Consider the following 14,547-nt stretch of genomic DNA (forward strand, 5'->3'; position numbering starts at 1 on the left):
ATAGCGCTCTGGCGAAACGGAGGCCTATGCAGTAATACCAACATTTGCGTACGCACTCAGCGCTTGAAAAGCCGGCAAGCTCACATGTTTACGAGCACCACGCCCAGCAAGGATGTACAGCGCATCTTCGCTTTCAAAAAAGCATCCGTGGAAGTCTTTTTGATATCCAGTGATGAAACCATCCCCAGTTTGGACGCGAGCTTCGTTGTCGAACACAGCATGGTTGATGAAAAGGACTGTGGGCTGAAGTCCCTGCTTTCTTACTTCACGCTCCTGGGTATCGGAGAGTAAGAGGTCGAGCATCATCCAGTTCCGAACAATGCAAAATGACTGCCCCTTAAACTCCTCGCACGCCAGTTGAATGAGCTCCTCATCTCCAAGCCGAGAGCCGCCAAACATCTGCGCGGGGCCACACAGCACATCTTCAATCAAATCTGCTTGCACACTATTGCCTCGTTTTCTAAAGACTCTTAAAGCGACACGGATTCAGACATCTGGGAGCCGTGCTTCGTGGGAATTGGGTAACCTTGGATGCCAATTGAAAAGCCTGTGATTCGCTAGTGGATCATATTGATCTCGGGCATGGCGCCGTTCTCATGCCACCAATGACAAATCACGTATCGGCTTCCATTGTGCGTTTCACAAAGCTGATATCCCATAAGTTCGAACACCCTTTCGAGCCTCGAAGTACGGATCGTTTTTCCATCCGTAAACCGCCCGCGTGATTCAGAAAAAACCACTGCGATCACGCAGGGTGGCTGGAATTCGGCACAACACAAGTAGCCGGTTATCTCGACGCCGAAATCAATTTTCTTTGCGTCCAAAACACATTGGGGGAGCCCCATTCTTTTTTCGCTAAGCTTCTCTTTATCAGTCACAAACGCCCCACCAAACACATCAATGAACCCTGTCGAACCGATCTAAGGCACCATTCTCAAACAGCCAGTGAGCGACGACAAAAACCCCACCATCGATTGTCGTGAAAACGTCGTAGCCTGCACGCTGGCTTCGATCTACAACGGGTAGCGCGTGTATAGGCAAGCCTTCTGGGTGCCTTTGTGCAGGGTCGCAAAACAGCAGGCCTGTAATTTTTGGAGGAAGCTCCAGAGCGCACAAAAGGTACCCAACAACGTCTGGATCCGAGATTGCAACCCGTGCTCTCTCAATGACCGTTGGATACCTGTGAAACCTGAAGTCGGACAATTTTGCTCCGTACGTTTTGATCCAGTACATCCTGCCCCTCCTCCATCACCGATCAGATTTCTATCGTGAAATCCGAGATGAAGCCTGTTTCTTCTTGGGGATAACCACGCGGATTTGAGATGAGCCGGCATCCGCCTAACTCCGTATCCACGGAACGATGTGTATGCCCAAAAATCCAAACGTCCACCATCGGCAAAAGTGCATTCCACCGGTTTGTATAGGCCGCACTCAAATGGCCGTCATGCTTATCGCCAGCCACCTCCGGAACCGGGCAATGGTGCGTGATGACAACCGTTTTTCCTTCGAACGGCTTTGCAAGTTCGATAGCCAAAAAGTCAAACGCTTCGTGGTTTCGCTCAATCACGTCCGACGGGCGTGGTCGTCGAAAGCGCTCTTCTGCTCTGATCACCTGAAAGTCATTCATCCACATTCCGCAGGTCACCATGGCTTCCACGGTGTCACCGGTAGAGGAGAAATCCGTCCAGCCGGTTGAGACCAAAAATCGGGTTTGGTTGCAAATCCAAATCTGGTTTTCCAGGACATGCACATGCGGTGCTGCTGCCTCCCGCATTTTGTGGAGCGTGTGGTCGATGTGGCCTTTATAGAACTCGTGGTTCCCGCAGACGTAGATGACGGGACAGTTGAAGGTGTCGTTTGCCCACTTCACGCCTCGCGCCTGGATGTCGATGTCTCCGGCCAACACGACGATGTCTGCGTCTGTTGCTGGGGGTGTGAACGGTGCGAATTCAATGTGCAAATCTGAATAGACCAACATTTTCATGACGCTGCCCCGCAGAGCTTGCTGGCAGCCCCGTTCGACGATTAAGCGATATATTGGTAGCCCTTAGCTCAAGATGCTCGATGTCCGTACGAGCACAGGGCCAGCCTAAATAGTTCCTTGTTTGACTATACGACATTGAGTGGAACTGAGCAAACCGGGCATACAGTCGTATTTTAGAGAATGGCCCCAAATGCTCAGGCAATCCATCGCCGCTGCGTTGAGACATGTTCGCCGGCAACAGCAGGTGCTGCTGACCGATCTGGAAGAAGGCGTAACCGCTTCCCACCTGAGTCGCATAGAGCGCTCAGAGCGTGGCGTTACTGTCGAAAAGCTAGATGAAATCGCTCGGCAGCTGGGCGTTCATCCTCTGTCCATTCTTGCTCTGGCATACGGTGCTGAGGAAGTCGTGCGCCCTACCGAGCTCCTGAAGCGTGTATCTAAAGAGGTATCTGCCCTTGGCGGATTCATAGCCCCGCTCGCTGTCAACCCGGACGACAGTCACTCCAGGGTCGTAGCTGCTGCAAAACGTCGTGAAGATGTGCAACGTTTAAAGGCTGAAGGACTATCCAAGGCCGAGACTGCTCGGGCACTAGCCATATCGAAACAAACGGTAGCGAGACATTGGTAGGCAATGTGCTGTACCCATCACGTCTCGGGTGTGCAGTACTTGATGATGCGCCGTCGAGTTAGTCGGCGCCGAGCTCTGAGAGATCGATCTCAAAGACTTGGAGTTACCCATGATGATTTCGCGGTAGAGATGGTTGTGCTACACGCAGAGCGTCCCTTCCATACGCTGTATTGCAGGAGGATCGTTGTCCAGTCAACCAACAAACGCTACGCCGCAGTGTATCTACTGTGAAAAGCCCGGCCCGTTCTCTGACGAGCACGTCATCAGTGCAGGGCTTGGAGCGGATGATGATCGCTTCCTACTGGTCGATATGGTGTGCAGGCGTTGCAACACGGACGTCTTTGGCAATCTGGAGCGGGAGGTGCTCCGGAGCTCACCGATCGCCATCGCCCGCGCCTTCATGCAGCCACATGGCCGTAATCGGGGCAAGCACACCACAGCGCCAGGCATTCAGGCCCGCCACAAACAAATGGCCAATTCATCGGGACACCCGGATGAAGTCGACTTTGGGCCGCACGCTCAGCCGATAGTCCTACCGCAACTAAAGATGATCGACGACTCTCTGCTTGAGTGCAGCGCCCCTGGCCCTGATGAGCAGCGCAGCTTCATCCTGTCCTTATCGAGCCTGCTCCAGGGGAATGAAATTACCTGCATCCGGAAGCGGGGCCCAGAGCATGAGCTGAGGTATGAAGCCATCACCCTGCTTCGCTCGGGCATGACCTTCACCCAGGCGGACGGATCAAGCTTTCAGCCCAAGCCTCCTCGCGGAGGCCTCTGGCTGGAGCGTTACGATGAGACCCGCACAGAAGGCGTAAGCCCAGCTGCGACGATCTTCAAGAACCTGAACGGCGGGATCGTGCTCAAGACCTCAAGTGCAACGGTCGAAGACGCCCTCAATTTCTTTGCTTGCGCCGTCGAGCAGGTTTCATTCGATTCCCAAGTAACGAGCGATAACGAAAACCCCATCGTATCGGTGGGGATGACCGTAACCATCGGTGCGATGGAGCGCGTGATTGCAAAGATTGGCATAAACCTGCTGGCCTATTACCTAGGCCGAGATTACGTGACCGATACCAGGTTTCGGAGTGTCAAGGACAGCATACTGACGGGGGTTCCTCGCCTAGGCAGTCAGATCGTCAAAAACGCTGCGATAACAACGATGCTCAACGCTGCCCCCGACAATCACCACGTGTTCTTCCTCAGCACAGTCAGCCAGCCCGGAGGGCGATTAGCGATCATCCTGACAGCAAAGCTCTACGGCGTTGCTCATTTCATGCCCTTGGCATTGGATGTGCCCAAGCCTCACCAGCCGCTCCCGGTGTACTTCCTGGTCGACTACCTCAATCATGAGGTGAAACAGCGATCGCTGGTTGAATACATTGAGTACCTAGTTGAAATGGACATCACCAAGGCGCAAGCCCGCTACGGCTCATCATCGTAACCCCGCCCCTAACAACACAGGACAAACATTGTGAGCTCGACCAAGGACTATCTTTTCGAGGTAAGGCTGGAGCAATGCATCGCTTGGGTTGAGAAAACCTACGGTATTGAAATCGATCAAGACGAACCACCAGATGACTGGGATAGCATGGCGGCTGAGTACGACGCGATGCTCGATGCTCAGGCAGAGGAGGCGGAAGCCCAATGGCTGGAGCGGCATTCACATAACCAGTTCTTTCGAGAGTTCTCAGAAGAGCTGGCCACAGCTTCCAGTCTCTTGGGACTTGAGGGCGGCCCCAGCCAGGTCAGCATGGCTCACAAGCTCGTCTACGCACATGCCGTCACGTTGCTGGAAACGCTGATCAACTCAGTCGTGCGCAAGCTCGTCACAAGCGAGCAGAGTCTGATGATGAAGCTGGCAGCTCGGCACGAGAGCCTCAACAAAAGAACTCTGACCCTCAAGGAAATAGCCGAGAAACCGAAGGTTGTAGAGACCCTGGTGCTCAACGTTCTATCCGAGATGAGCTTCCATAACGTCGCTACGATCAAGGGCGTCTTGGACGCGATGTTTGGCGAGCACATGAAGGGACTGGAGCTTGGGCATATCGCCCGTATCTGCAAGAAGCGACACGACATTGTTCATCGCAACGGTAGAACCATCGAGGACGAACTCATCGAGCTGAGTATCCCGGAAGTCCGGATTGCGATCAGCACCATCAATGACTTTGCTGCAGACCTGAAACGAAGGATCTACGAAGCACTCGCTGAACAGGAGCACGATGGATTCTGACGCGGAAAATTACACACCCCGCGCCCCGTCACATGGGCAGACCACCCGGAGGCCAGCTGAAAAACCGCTTTTAAAGTTGGCCTGTTTTCCTAGATCAACCCCACGCCAGGTATAGAAGGCCGACTGGACGAATACAGGATTCCCACTCAGATCTCGACCCAAATCAAAAACCTGATTCTGCCATCGGAACACCTGAACGACCTACGGGCGAAACTCCGAGCATTGGCTCCACGAGTAGAGCGCCTTCAGTTGACTGGCTTTGAAAAGAGCTTAATGCGTTGGGAGGTGGCCGAAATGTAGAGTTCCGCGCTGCGTGCGGAACCTACTGGAGGTTTAACGATTCGACTTTTTTGCATCATGCCGGATAACAACTCTGTGAAGGAGCGACAATGCCCAATCCACTGGTCATCAAAGGTCAAAGCTTTTCATCCCAGATTGAAGCAGAGCGCTTCTTTTATGGCCTGCGCGACAAGAACCTAGCGAGTGGCGGAGATATCACGAGCTCCACCGAATTCGATCTACTCGAAGACCTCTACATCCGGTATTGCAAAGCCACCGACTGGAAAATACCAGGCAATCCTGTAGCCTTTTACGCCCGCAATATCATTCGTGAAAGCGGCCCCAAGGGTGGCACCACTCGGGGGGTTGTCGCCAAATTCAGTGATGGTAGCGAACAGGAGTTTTCCGTTAAGAAAGCCGTCAGGGTAGTGGCAGCGTCATCATGACCTGCTGAGCACTCAGCACCAGTGATGCTTCGACACCACCCATCTCACAACACCCATCACAGTCAGAAATTAGAAGGCGGCCTCGATGACATCAGATGTTTTCATCACAGCCATAAAGGCTAACCTCATCCCTGCCATTACAAAACTCGGATCACCCAACCCATCGAAAGGCTTATTGGGCATCAACATCCACCCCGAGAGACGCGTCCGCTTGTGTTGGGCAACGACACGATCTGAAACTGCCCCCTCTACTCACTCGTCGATCAGCAACATCATGTAGCTGACAATGACGTAGCGGTGGCCATCAAAGGTGGGATCAGGTGTGCTCCTCGAATTGGATCAGCTCGCCCAACACCGTAATATCCATTTCCCACGTCCTCAAGGACATCGTTTGCCGCGAACCAATCTGGCATCCACCGGAGTCGAAAATGACTTATCAACCCGTTGAGCGACAGGGCGTTGCCAAAGTAGATCTCGCAGTTTCGGGCATTTTTGGATGGATATTCAGAGAGCAACCAATTGTTGACTACGGCATAGATGGCCTGATCGAGTATGTGGTAAATGGCGCCCCGCAAGGGCGATTGATTTCAGTCCAAATTAAATCGGGTGACTCTTACCTCAATGAGACCAAGCGTGGCCTTGTATTCTATGGAGAGCCGAGACATCTTGATTATTGGCTAAATCATTCGAACCCTGTGTTACTTATTGTCTATACACCGCGCACAGAAACGCTTCGCTGGGTACATATTACCGAAACCGCTGTTGTTCGGACTTCAAATGGCTGGAATGTTGTTTTTCCGCCTGACCAATTTTTTGATCGGCATTCAACACCCGAGATCTCCAAGCTTTTTTACACTCATCATCGACAACCAGAGCTTTTGGTATCGACCAATATTGGTGCCCTCTTACCTCAACGGCAAATTCAACACATTAGAGAGATGGTGAATACCGTAGCTACAAATCTCCGACTGCCTCAATGGCATTCTTGGATTTGCTATGCCTGCTGCGATCACTTACCCAAGTTATCAGAAAATTTTATCGACGGCGTCAAAACATCTGCAGCAATCACCGTAGGCACTATATACCCCAGCAGTGACCTGAGACATCTACGTATTGCTATTGAAAACATGATCAGAAATGCATCCACCGCAATTGAAACCCTCCTTGAGCGTGCTGAATACATTCCAAAATGGGGCGAATGGTGGGGCATTCGCAAATTTGAAGTAGATTATTTAAACCCCAACTCCAATCAAGCGGAAGCTGAGCATGAAGCTTGGCTTAAGCGGTACCTATGGGCAATGAAATGCTTTGTAAAATCAGTTAATCTTTTTGCAGATATCGTTAGAGAACTCCTTGATCCGAATTTCTTCCTAGCTACGGGAAAATTCCTTTATTACGACGATGAGTTTGCTCGCCCAAGTGAACTACAGCTAATTGAATATAGCGACCAAGAACGTTTCTTGATCTTGGAAAAATAATCTGCACATATCGTACAATTAATTTCCAGGTATAAAGCAAGCCAAATGTCTAGCTAGTTCGCGACGCAGGGTGACGCCTAAGTGACGACCTCTTGGGCCGCCTTAGGGTGTAAGGGCTGCAGACAGGTAGGCATCAAGCGAGCGAAGGAGGATTGATGAGTTCGTACGGAGGGTACATCGAGAGGTTGGCTAGGAAGGTTGAAGCACGCCTTCAGGATATTGAGTCGATCTACAACTTTGACCTCGGAGATGAATTCGAGGTCGCTATTTGCGCTTTGCTGGAGGACATTCTGCCAGCCAAGTATGGCGTGTGCCGGGGCTTCGTTGTCGCTGAAGACGGTAGAACAGCCGGAGATGACCTCATCATCTACGACAAAATGTCCAGCCCAACCCTGCGCTCCGGTATGAGCCGTCAGTTTCCCGTGAAAGAACAAATCCCGGTTGACGCGGTGTATGCCTACATCGAATGCAAGCACTCGATCTCGGATGCAGCTGTGTTAGAAAAAGCGATCAGTCAGGCGAAAGCGGTGAAAAAGCTCGTGCTCACGCGCCGAGGTCTCACCAACCCTGACTATGAAACAGATGGGCCTATCTTCAAGGGAAGAGTCAGAGACTGGCCCCGCACCTACCCCCCGCTCAAAAACCAACCTTTCTGTGGGGTTTTTGCACGCAAATACTCGCCTGACGTTTCCGTTCACAGCGCCCGAGGGGAGCACACCCCAGATCTGTTAATTCTTGGGAATGACCACATCGCGACCCCAACCGTGTACATGGGCTCGGACGGTATCCAGTCATCGCTCTTTTACGACACAAAATTCGGGGCGCCGCTGTGCGTGGAGCCTGCCTCAGGAAATGCATACGGTCTGGGACTGGTGATCCTTCTACAGGCACTGAGCTGGGTTCAACTTCTGCCGATTGACTGGATGGGGGCTCTGAACGCCACCTTCCTCGAAAACCTGCTGAACCGCACAACCAGCCCTCCCCGCTGAAAGCCTTTAACCTCCACAGCCGGTGTTGCCATCTCGCGCTCGGCATACCCGCGATGGCGTATCATGACCCCATTCTAAAGCACAGCTCGATCAGTACGGCAGAGATGGCCTGCGGCCTCTTAATCCTGGAGCGCGTCGTTCGATACTCGTTGGTTGGCTAGGTGGAACTAAGGATGAAATGGAAAGCACGAACCTTGGAGCAGCTCGCAGACATGATCTGTGGCGAGAACACTGAGGGATATTTTCAGTACCTCAGCGGCCCTAGGCTGACACGGTTCTTCAGGGATGCCGACACCGATTTCGTCCATGACGGCACCACGCGTCGATTCTGGGTTGCAGACGTGCTGCAGAAGATCCTCGACTTCCCCTCGGCCAATGCTCAGATGCCCTCGGATGCCATGCTTCGGGTGATTCACGTGCTCATGGACAGCGAGGATGCCTTTAACGAAAACACCCCCCGGCTATTGGCGCTCAAGACCCTGAACGGAGCGATCAAGCGCGAAGGGTTTGAGGCGTTTTACGGTGATGACGACCAGTGCTACCTCAGGCATATCGGCACTGGCGCAGTTGCAAGCGTATCAGCCAGCCCCCACCGCCCTCTCACGGGAGCAGAAACCGAGAAAAAAATCCGTCTAGTTGAGTACCTTGACCAGTGCTCTGAAGATGAGCTGATTGAGGTTGTCCTGCTCCCATTGTTCCGTCAGCTTGGCTTCGCTCGGATTACCTCAGCAGGCCACAAAGACAAGGCCTTGGAGTACGGGAAAGACATCTGGATGAAGTTCGTCCTCCCCACCCAGCATGTCTTGTATTTCGGGATTCAGGTGAAGAAAGGCAAACTGGATGCGTCAGGTGTGACCAAGGGCGGCCAGGCAAATGTTGCGGAGATCCACAATCAGGTGCTGATGATGCTGGGCCATGAAATCTTCGATTCCGAGCTCAACAGGCGAGTACTCGTCGATCACGCCTTCATCGTTGCTGGTGGCGAGATCACCAAAGCGGCTCGCAACTGGATCGGCAACAAGCTCGACCAGTCCAAGCGCAGCCAGATCCTTTTCATGGACAGAGAGGACATCGTCAACCTCTTCGTCGTGTCCCCTCTAACCGCCCCCCAAGTGCCGAAGAAGCCGCACGATCCGTTCGACGAGACACTGCCTTTCTGAGTGTTCATCGGGCTTGAGAGAGCCAGGCAGGTACCGCCAAGGGAGCCTGCTGGGAGGGGGCTCGCGTCAGATAGGAAGGCGTTCAGCCGGCATGGTTTCATATCGAATCACAGCGCGTGCCCACAGATCGCCCTTACTCGCTGCCCTTTGAATAGATGAAGGGGTTGTTACCAGCCACTTCCCAATTTTCGGTTTGACTGGAGGCTGACCCATCCGGGCGTGGCAGGCTGCCAGGAACGGCACCATCTTTTCGATGATATGCGGTTCGAGATGAGCTACCTCGGGCGATGCATAGCGAGCTTCAGGAACGTATTTCAGCCCTTTAGGCATGCGGTACCCCGTGTCCCAGAAAAGCACCGGCATTTCAGAGGACAGGAAGCTTGAACCGACTGGCAAGTAGTAAGTGCCCAGGTCAATGATCGAGCCATCGAGCTCAACCCAATAGTGTGAGTGTTCGCCGGACTCGGATGCATACCCTTGCATGGAGGCCTGGCGCTGATCCCGCGAGACGACAAAGGCTAAGAAATTTCCGCCCACTACCGCAGGGCTATGCCCCAAGGCTCGAAGGAGACTGTGCACACCAAAGGATGCGTACAGGCATCGCTTGTAGTAATCGTCGGGAAACTGTCCCTTGAGACATCTATCAACTACGCAGAGAACGCGTTCAACAACCGCAGCATCAACCAAAACAAGCTCCTTCTTGGAAACGATGACGACATACAAAAGTAGTGGCCATTACATGGCATAGGCTGGGTAAAATCCACCCCCAGAGGCTTTAGAATGCTCGCCCCGCGTTGGGGCTCTTAGGTGGTGGGGGCATCGCCAAACATGGATGAGCATAAGCCGCGCCAGGCGGACGATGCCATCTTTCAGGCTTCACGTACTTATGCCGGCCATGAGAAGGCTCGCGCTTTCTGGGGCAACGGCACTTGAACAACATCTGCAGTGATGGCGAGCTGAGCGAGTCGGCAACGACGCCCCAGCCTTGGTGAAGAAAACTTGCGGGGTTTGCCATAGATTGGGGGATGTCAGAAAGTTCAAGCCCAGAGCATTCCCAGTCAAACGCAGGCTCTGAAGCTTTTAGATGCAGGAGCCAGAGCCAGAGCCAGAGCCAGAGCCAGAGCCAGAGCCAGAGCCAGAGCCAGAGCCAGAGCCAGAGCCAGTCAAAGCCTAAGGGCTTTGACACCAAAAGCCTGTATGTCTAGAAAATTCTCGATATCAGTATTCCCAAACTTGATGGACTGGAAGTGCTCGCCCGTTTCAACGCCATGAGCACCCCGCTGAAAACATTGGTATTAACGGCGCAATGCCCGACACTTTTTGGTATTCGCTGCATGCAATCCGGTGCCTCGGGCTATGTGTGCAAACAGGAAGAGCTCAGTGAGTTGGTCAGCGCAATAAAAGCCGTGTTGTCGGGTTACAACTATTTTCCGAGCGAAGCGTTGAACCCTGTACGAGGTGATGACGTTCGTTGGGCCGAACTGGAGCTATTCAAATCAGTCAACGACCGGGAGTTGATGGTGCTGCAACTTTTTGCACAAGGTCGTACCAACAAGGAAATTGCCAAAGGCATGTTCCTGAGCAACAAGACTGTCAGCACCTACAAGAAACGCCTGATGCAAAAGCTCAAAGCCAAATCCCTGGTCGAGCTCATCGAAATGGCCAAGCGCAACGCATTGGTGTGAGGACGACGATGCGCAGCCGCCTGACGGACTATCTGATACTGATGATCGCAAGCCTGTGCCTGAGCACTTCATTGTTCGCGGCACCGAGCAGTGAAAACTTCGCCCTGCTGAGTCGCTCCACGGCCGGGCACCTGGACATCCGCCTCGACGCCGCACAACGGCAATGGCTCAAGGACAAGCGCGAGCTGGTTCTGGGTACATCGGCACCGGATTATCCACCCTTCGACCTGACACTCAGTGGTAAGGACTATGAAGGTTTCACTGCCGATTACGCCGGCATCCTCGGCGCTACCATCGGTTTGCCGGTCAGGGTCCAGCGCTTCGCATCGCGGGGGGCGGCCATCGAAGCGCTGGAGAATGGCGAGGTCGACCTTCTCGGGACAGCCAACGGTTTTGAGGCCCACAACGCGAAGATCGTCCTTTCCGCGCCCTATGCCGTAGATCAACCGGTGCTGGTGACGCGTGAAGGTGAAACCAGGTCGTTAACCGATGGCCTCGCCGGCATGCGCTTGAGCATGGTTTATCACTATTTGCCGCTGGAGGAGGTCAAGGCGCTGTACCCGAAGGCCATCATCACCTCCTATCCGTCCTATCAGAATGCGATCAACGCAGTGGCCTTTGACCAGGCCGATGTGTTTCTTGGCGATACCATTTCCACCCATTACATGATCAACAAGGGCTACCTCAACAACATCCGCATGGCCAACTTCGGCAAGCACGAAGCCCACGGTTTCAGTTTCGCAGTGAACAAAAAAAATCCACAACTGCTCGGCATCATCAATGCCATGCTGCTGGCGATCCCCATCAGCGTTCGGGAAAACATCGCCAAACGCTGGAGTGCCGGCAGCGACATTTTACTCACCGATCACCAACTGGAGCTCAGTTACAGTGAGGAACGCTGGCTAGCTCAACACCCCGTGGTACGCGTGGTGGTCAATGAAGCGTTCGCGCCCCTGACGTTTTTCGACAGCGCCGGCAACTTCCGTGGTGTCGCCGCGGATTTACTGGAACTGATCCGCCTGCGTACCGGCTTGCGCTTCGACATCCAGCGCAGTCGCAGCGACGCCGACATGATCCAGCGAATCAAGAACAACCAGGCTGACCTGATTGCCGCCCTGCTCCCGAGCGCGCAACGGGACACCCTGCTCCACTTCAGCCGCCCCTATCTGCAAAATTCCTATGTCCTGCTGACGCGCAGGGCAGCGGACAGCCCGGTCAATCTTGAGCAGCTGCAAGGAAAACGCCTGGCTATCGCCCAAGGCAACCCGCTGATGGCGTATCTGCGCACAGAGTTTCCAAAGATAAAACTCATCGAAACCCCGGACACATTCAGCGCCGTAGAAATGCTGGCCGAAGGTTTGGCCGAAGGTGCGGTCAATTCGTTGGTGATTGCCAACTATTTCATTTCTTCTCGCCTGTTCGAGCACTCGCTGCAGATCAGCACCACCATCGGCACCGAGCAGGCAGCCTTCTCTCTGGCGACCGGTCGGGAGGCCAAGGAACTCAACGACATTCTCAACAAAGCATTGCTGAGCATCGCCCCGGAAGAACTGGGCATCATCAACAGTCGCTGGCGGGGCTACTCGGAGTCCACGCAAAACACCTGGCGCACCTTGCACCGGCTCTTCTACAACATCGTCATCGGTGCCGGCGTGTTGCTGGTGATTTCCGTGACATGGAACGCTTACATGCGGCGCCAGATCAACCAGCGCAAGGCGGCCGAGCGAGCGCTGAACGATCAGTTCGAATTCATGCGCTCGCTGGTCAACGGCACGCCTCACCCGATCTATGTGCGCGACCGTCAGGGCTTGCTGCAAAGCTGCAATGACAGTTACCTGCAAGCCTTCAGCGCAAAACGCGAAGACGTCATTGGTAAAAGCGTGATCCAGGGCACCATGAGCAATGCCTTCGAAGCCCGGGAGTTTCAGGCCGATTACCGGCGTGTCGTGACCGAAGGCACGCCGCTGATTCTGGACCGGCCGCTGCACATCGGCGGCCGCCGGTTGACGATCTATCACTGGATTCTTCCGTACCGTGACTCCAGCGGTGAAGTGCAAGGCATCATCGGTGGCTGGATCGACATCAGCGAACGGCGACAACTGTTCGATGATTTGCGTTGCGCGAAAGAGCGCGCCGATGAAGCCAACCGGGCCAAGAGCACATTCCTGGCCACCATGAGCCACGAGATCCGCACGCCCATGAATGCGGTGATCGGCATGCTCGAATTGACCCTCAAGCGTATCGAACACAACCATCCCGATCGGCCGGCAATCGATGTGGCGTACCACTCGGCCAAAGACCTGCTGGAGTTGATCGGCGACATACTCGACATTGCGCGCATCGAATCCGGGCATTTGAGCCTGAGCCCTGAACGGGTCAATCCCGAAGAGATCGTGGCGTCGGTGGTGCGAATCTTCGACGGACTCGCCCGGCAGAAAGCGCTGGAACTGCTGCTGGAGTTCGACTCGGCTGATCCGACAGTCGACGTTCTGCTGGATCCGCTGCGCTTCAAACAGGTGCTGTCCAACCTGGTCAGCAACGCCATCAAATTTACCGAGCAAGGCCAGGTCAGAATTGTTGTCAGCTTGCAACCCGGCACCGAACCCGACCAGGTGCAGATGATTTTACGGGTTGAAGACAGCGGCATAGGGATCAGTGAAGCCGACCAGCAGCGCCTGTTTGCGCCTTTCGCCCAGGCCGATGCCACCGGGCAATCAGGCAGAGGGGGGGCCGGGCTGGGCCTGGTGATTAGCCGCAGTCTGTGCGAAATGATGGGCGGTGACCTGCAATTGAGCAGTCAGCCTGGGATCGGCACTCAAGTGCGAATGACGCTACGCCTGACCACGCTGCCGCGCGAGCCGCAGGTGAGCAAAGCCGAAACGCCGCTCGATACCACCGCCACCCCGCTGCATGTCCTTGTGGTCGACGATCACGCCGCCAATCGATTGCTCATGTGCCAGCAACTGGAGTTTCTGGGCCACCGTTTCCGCGTTGCAGAGGACGGTCAGGCAGGATTCGAAACGTGGAAAAGCGACAGGTTCGATCTGGTGATCGCCGATTGCAACATGCCGGTCATGAATGGCTACGAACTGGTGCGCGCCATTCGCCGGCACGAACAACACATGCAGTTGCCGCCCTGCACCGTGCTGGGCTTTACCGCCAACGCACAGCCGGAAGAAGTGCAACGCTGCAAACAGGCCGGGATGGATGATTGCCTGTTCAAACCGCTGACGCTGACCGCGCTGAGCCAATGGGTCAAAGGCCTGGCGCCTGCTCATGTCGTACCCGCCTTCAGCATGCAAGCGTTGCAACAGTTCACCGGAGCAAACCCGCTGCTCAATCAGCGATTGCTGGACGAGTTGCTCAACAGCAACCGGCTCGACCGCCAGGCCTTATTGGCGCTGGCCGGGTCAACGGACCCACAGGCTTTTCTCGACATTGCGCACAAAATCAAAGGGGCCGCGCGAATCGTCCAGGCCAGCAGACTGATCGACAGCTGCGAGGCGCTTGAAGCATCGTGCAACGACAGATTTCAGCCCGGCATCGTGGCCGAACGTTGCACGGACCTGGATCACGCCATGCTTGAGCTGGACCAGGCATTGCTACGCCATATCGACAAAAAGGACCAAGGCAGGATGGCCGGGGCTTAACTATGCTTGGACGCTGAG

General features: G+C 54.5%; 11 protein-coding genes and 1 pseudogene. 9 read left to right on the forward strand and 3 right to left on the reverse strand.

Features of this window, described 5'->3' with window-relative positions; translation table 11 throughout:
• Nucleotides 1-24: 24 nt before the first annotated feature.
• Nucleotides 25-444 carry a DUF6957 family protein gene (locus tag BVK86_RS20565; protein ID WP_075948150.1) on the reverse strand — a complete coding sequence of 140 codons (420 nt, stop codon included), beginning with the start codon at nucleotides 442-444 and terminating at the stop codon, nucleotides 25-27.
• A gap of 811 nt (nucleotides 445-1,255) precedes the next feature.
• Nucleotides 1,256-1,984 (reverse strand): metallophosphoesterase family protein, encoded by a 729-nt coding sequence (locus tag BVK86_RS20580; protein ID WP_075948152.1) that lies wholly within the window; start codon nucleotides 1,982-1,984, stop codon nucleotides 1,256-1,258.
• Nucleotides 1,985-2,123: 139 nt separating this feature from the next.
• Here BVK86_RS20580 and BVK86_RS20585 point away from each other — a divergent pair, with 139 nt between their 5' ends.
• The 7 genes from BVK86_RS20585 (at nucleotide 2,124) to BVK86_RS20615 (ending at nucleotide 9,194) form a co-directional block, all read left to right on the forward strand.
• The gene (locus BVK86_RS20585; protein WP_231977948.1) at nucleotides 2,124-2,612 is read left to right on the forward strand and encodes a helix-turn-helix domain-containing protein; all 489 of its coding nucleotides are present in this window, start codon (nucleotides 2,124-2,126) and stop codon (nucleotides 2,610-2,612) included.
• A 184-nt stretch (nucleotides 2,613-2,796) separates the two neighbouring features.
• A complete protein-coding gene (locus tag BVK86_RS20590; RefSeq protein WP_075948155.1) occupies nucleotides 2,797-4,053 on the forward strand; it encodes a hypothetical protein in 1,257 nt (418 codons plus the stop codon).
• 30 nt (nucleotides 4,054-4,083) lie between these two features.
• Nucleotides 4,084-4,842, forward strand: a complete 759-nt coding sequence (locus tag BVK86_RS20595) for a hypothetical protein (protein WP_075948156.1) — start codon at nucleotides 4,084-4,086, stop codon at nucleotides 4,840-4,842.
• A 389-nt stretch (nucleotides 4,843-5,231) separates the two neighbouring features.
• Complete coding sequence (locus tag BVK86_RS20600; RefSeq protein ID WP_075948157.1) at nucleotides 5,232-5,567, forward strand: hypothetical protein; 336 nt, start codon at nucleotides 5,232-5,234, stop codon at nucleotides 5,565-5,567.
• 428 nt (nucleotides 5,568-5,995) lie between these two features.
• Nucleotides 5,996-7,045: a DUF4365 domain-containing protein gene (locus tag BVK86_RS20605; protein ID WP_075948158.1), complete on the forward strand. Its 1,050-nt coding sequence runs from the start codon at nucleotides 5,996-5,998 to the stop codon at nucleotides 7,043-7,045.
• Nucleotides 7,046-7,200: 155 nt separating this feature from the next.
• The gene (locus tag BVK86_RS20610) at nucleotides 7,201-8,034 is read left to right on the forward strand and encodes a DUF6602 domain-containing protein (protein WP_075948159.1); all 834 of its coding nucleotides are present in this window, start codon (nucleotides 7,201-7,203) and stop codon (nucleotides 8,032-8,034) included.
• 173 nt (nucleotides 8,035-8,207) lie between these two features.
• Nucleotides 8,208-9,194: a hypothetical protein gene (locus tag BVK86_RS20615; RefSeq protein WP_075948161.1), complete on the forward strand. Its 987-nt coding sequence runs from the start codon at nucleotides 8,208-8,210 to the stop codon at nucleotides 9,192-9,194.
• Nucleotides 9,195-9,260: 66 nt separating this feature from the next.
• Here the strand turns inward: BVK86_RS20615 and BVK86_RS20620 are convergent, their stop codons facing one another.
• Nucleotides 9,261-9,917, reverse strand: a complete 657-nt coding sequence (locus BVK86_RS20620; protein WP_139315786.1) for a hypothetical protein — start codon at nucleotides 9,915-9,917, stop codon at nucleotides 9,261-9,263.
• A 485-nt stretch (nucleotides 9,918-10,402) separates the two neighbouring features.
• On the opposite strand from BVK86_RS20620, the pseudogene BVK86_RS20625 reads away from it, so the two are divergent.
• A pseudogene (locus BVK86_RS20625) lies at nucleotides 10,403-10,879 on the forward strand (LuxR C-terminal-related transcriptional regulator); the annotation flags it as partial.
• 8 nt (nucleotides 10,880-10,887) lie between these two features.
• Nucleotides 10,888-14,529: a transporter substrate-binding domain-containing protein gene (locus BVK86_RS20630; protein WP_075948165.1), complete on the forward strand. Its 3,642-nt coding sequence runs from the start codon at nucleotides 10,888-10,890 to the stop codon at nucleotides 14,527-14,529.
• The last annotated feature ends 18 nt before the right edge of the window (nucleotides 14,530-14,547 follow it).

Source organism: Pseudomonas reinekei (assembly GCF_001945365.1).
GTDB lineage: Bacteria > Pseudomonadota > Gammaproteobacteria > Pseudomonadales > Pseudomonadaceae > Aquipseudomonas > Aquipseudomonas reinekei.

Bases quoted from the DNA above. Each gene is read 5' to 3' on its own strand.
- BVK86_RS20630 (WP_075948165.1), top strand. From the start codon at position 10,888: ATGCGCAGCCGCCTGACGGACTATCTGATACTGATGATCGCAAGCCTG.
- BVK86_RS20615 (WP_075948161.1), top strand. From the start codon at position 8,208: ATGAAATGGAAAGCACGAACCTTGGAGCAGCTCGCAGACATGATCTGT.
- BVK86_RS20610 (WP_075948159.1), top strand. From the start codon at position 7,201: ATGAGTTCGTACGGAGGGTACATCGAGAGGTTGGCTAGGAAGGTTGAA.
- BVK86_RS20580 (WP_075948152.1), bottom strand. From the start codon at position 1,984: ATGAAAATGTTGGTCTATTCAGATTTGCACATTGAATTCGCACCGTTC.
- BVK86_RS20600 (WP_075948157.1), top strand. From the start codon at position 5,232: ATGCCCAATCCACTGGTCATCAAAGGTCAAAGCTTTTCATCCCAGATT.
- BVK86_RS20605 (WP_075948158.1), top strand. From the start codon at position 5,996: ATGACTTATCAACCCGTTGAGCGACAGGGCGTTGCCAAAGTAGATCTC.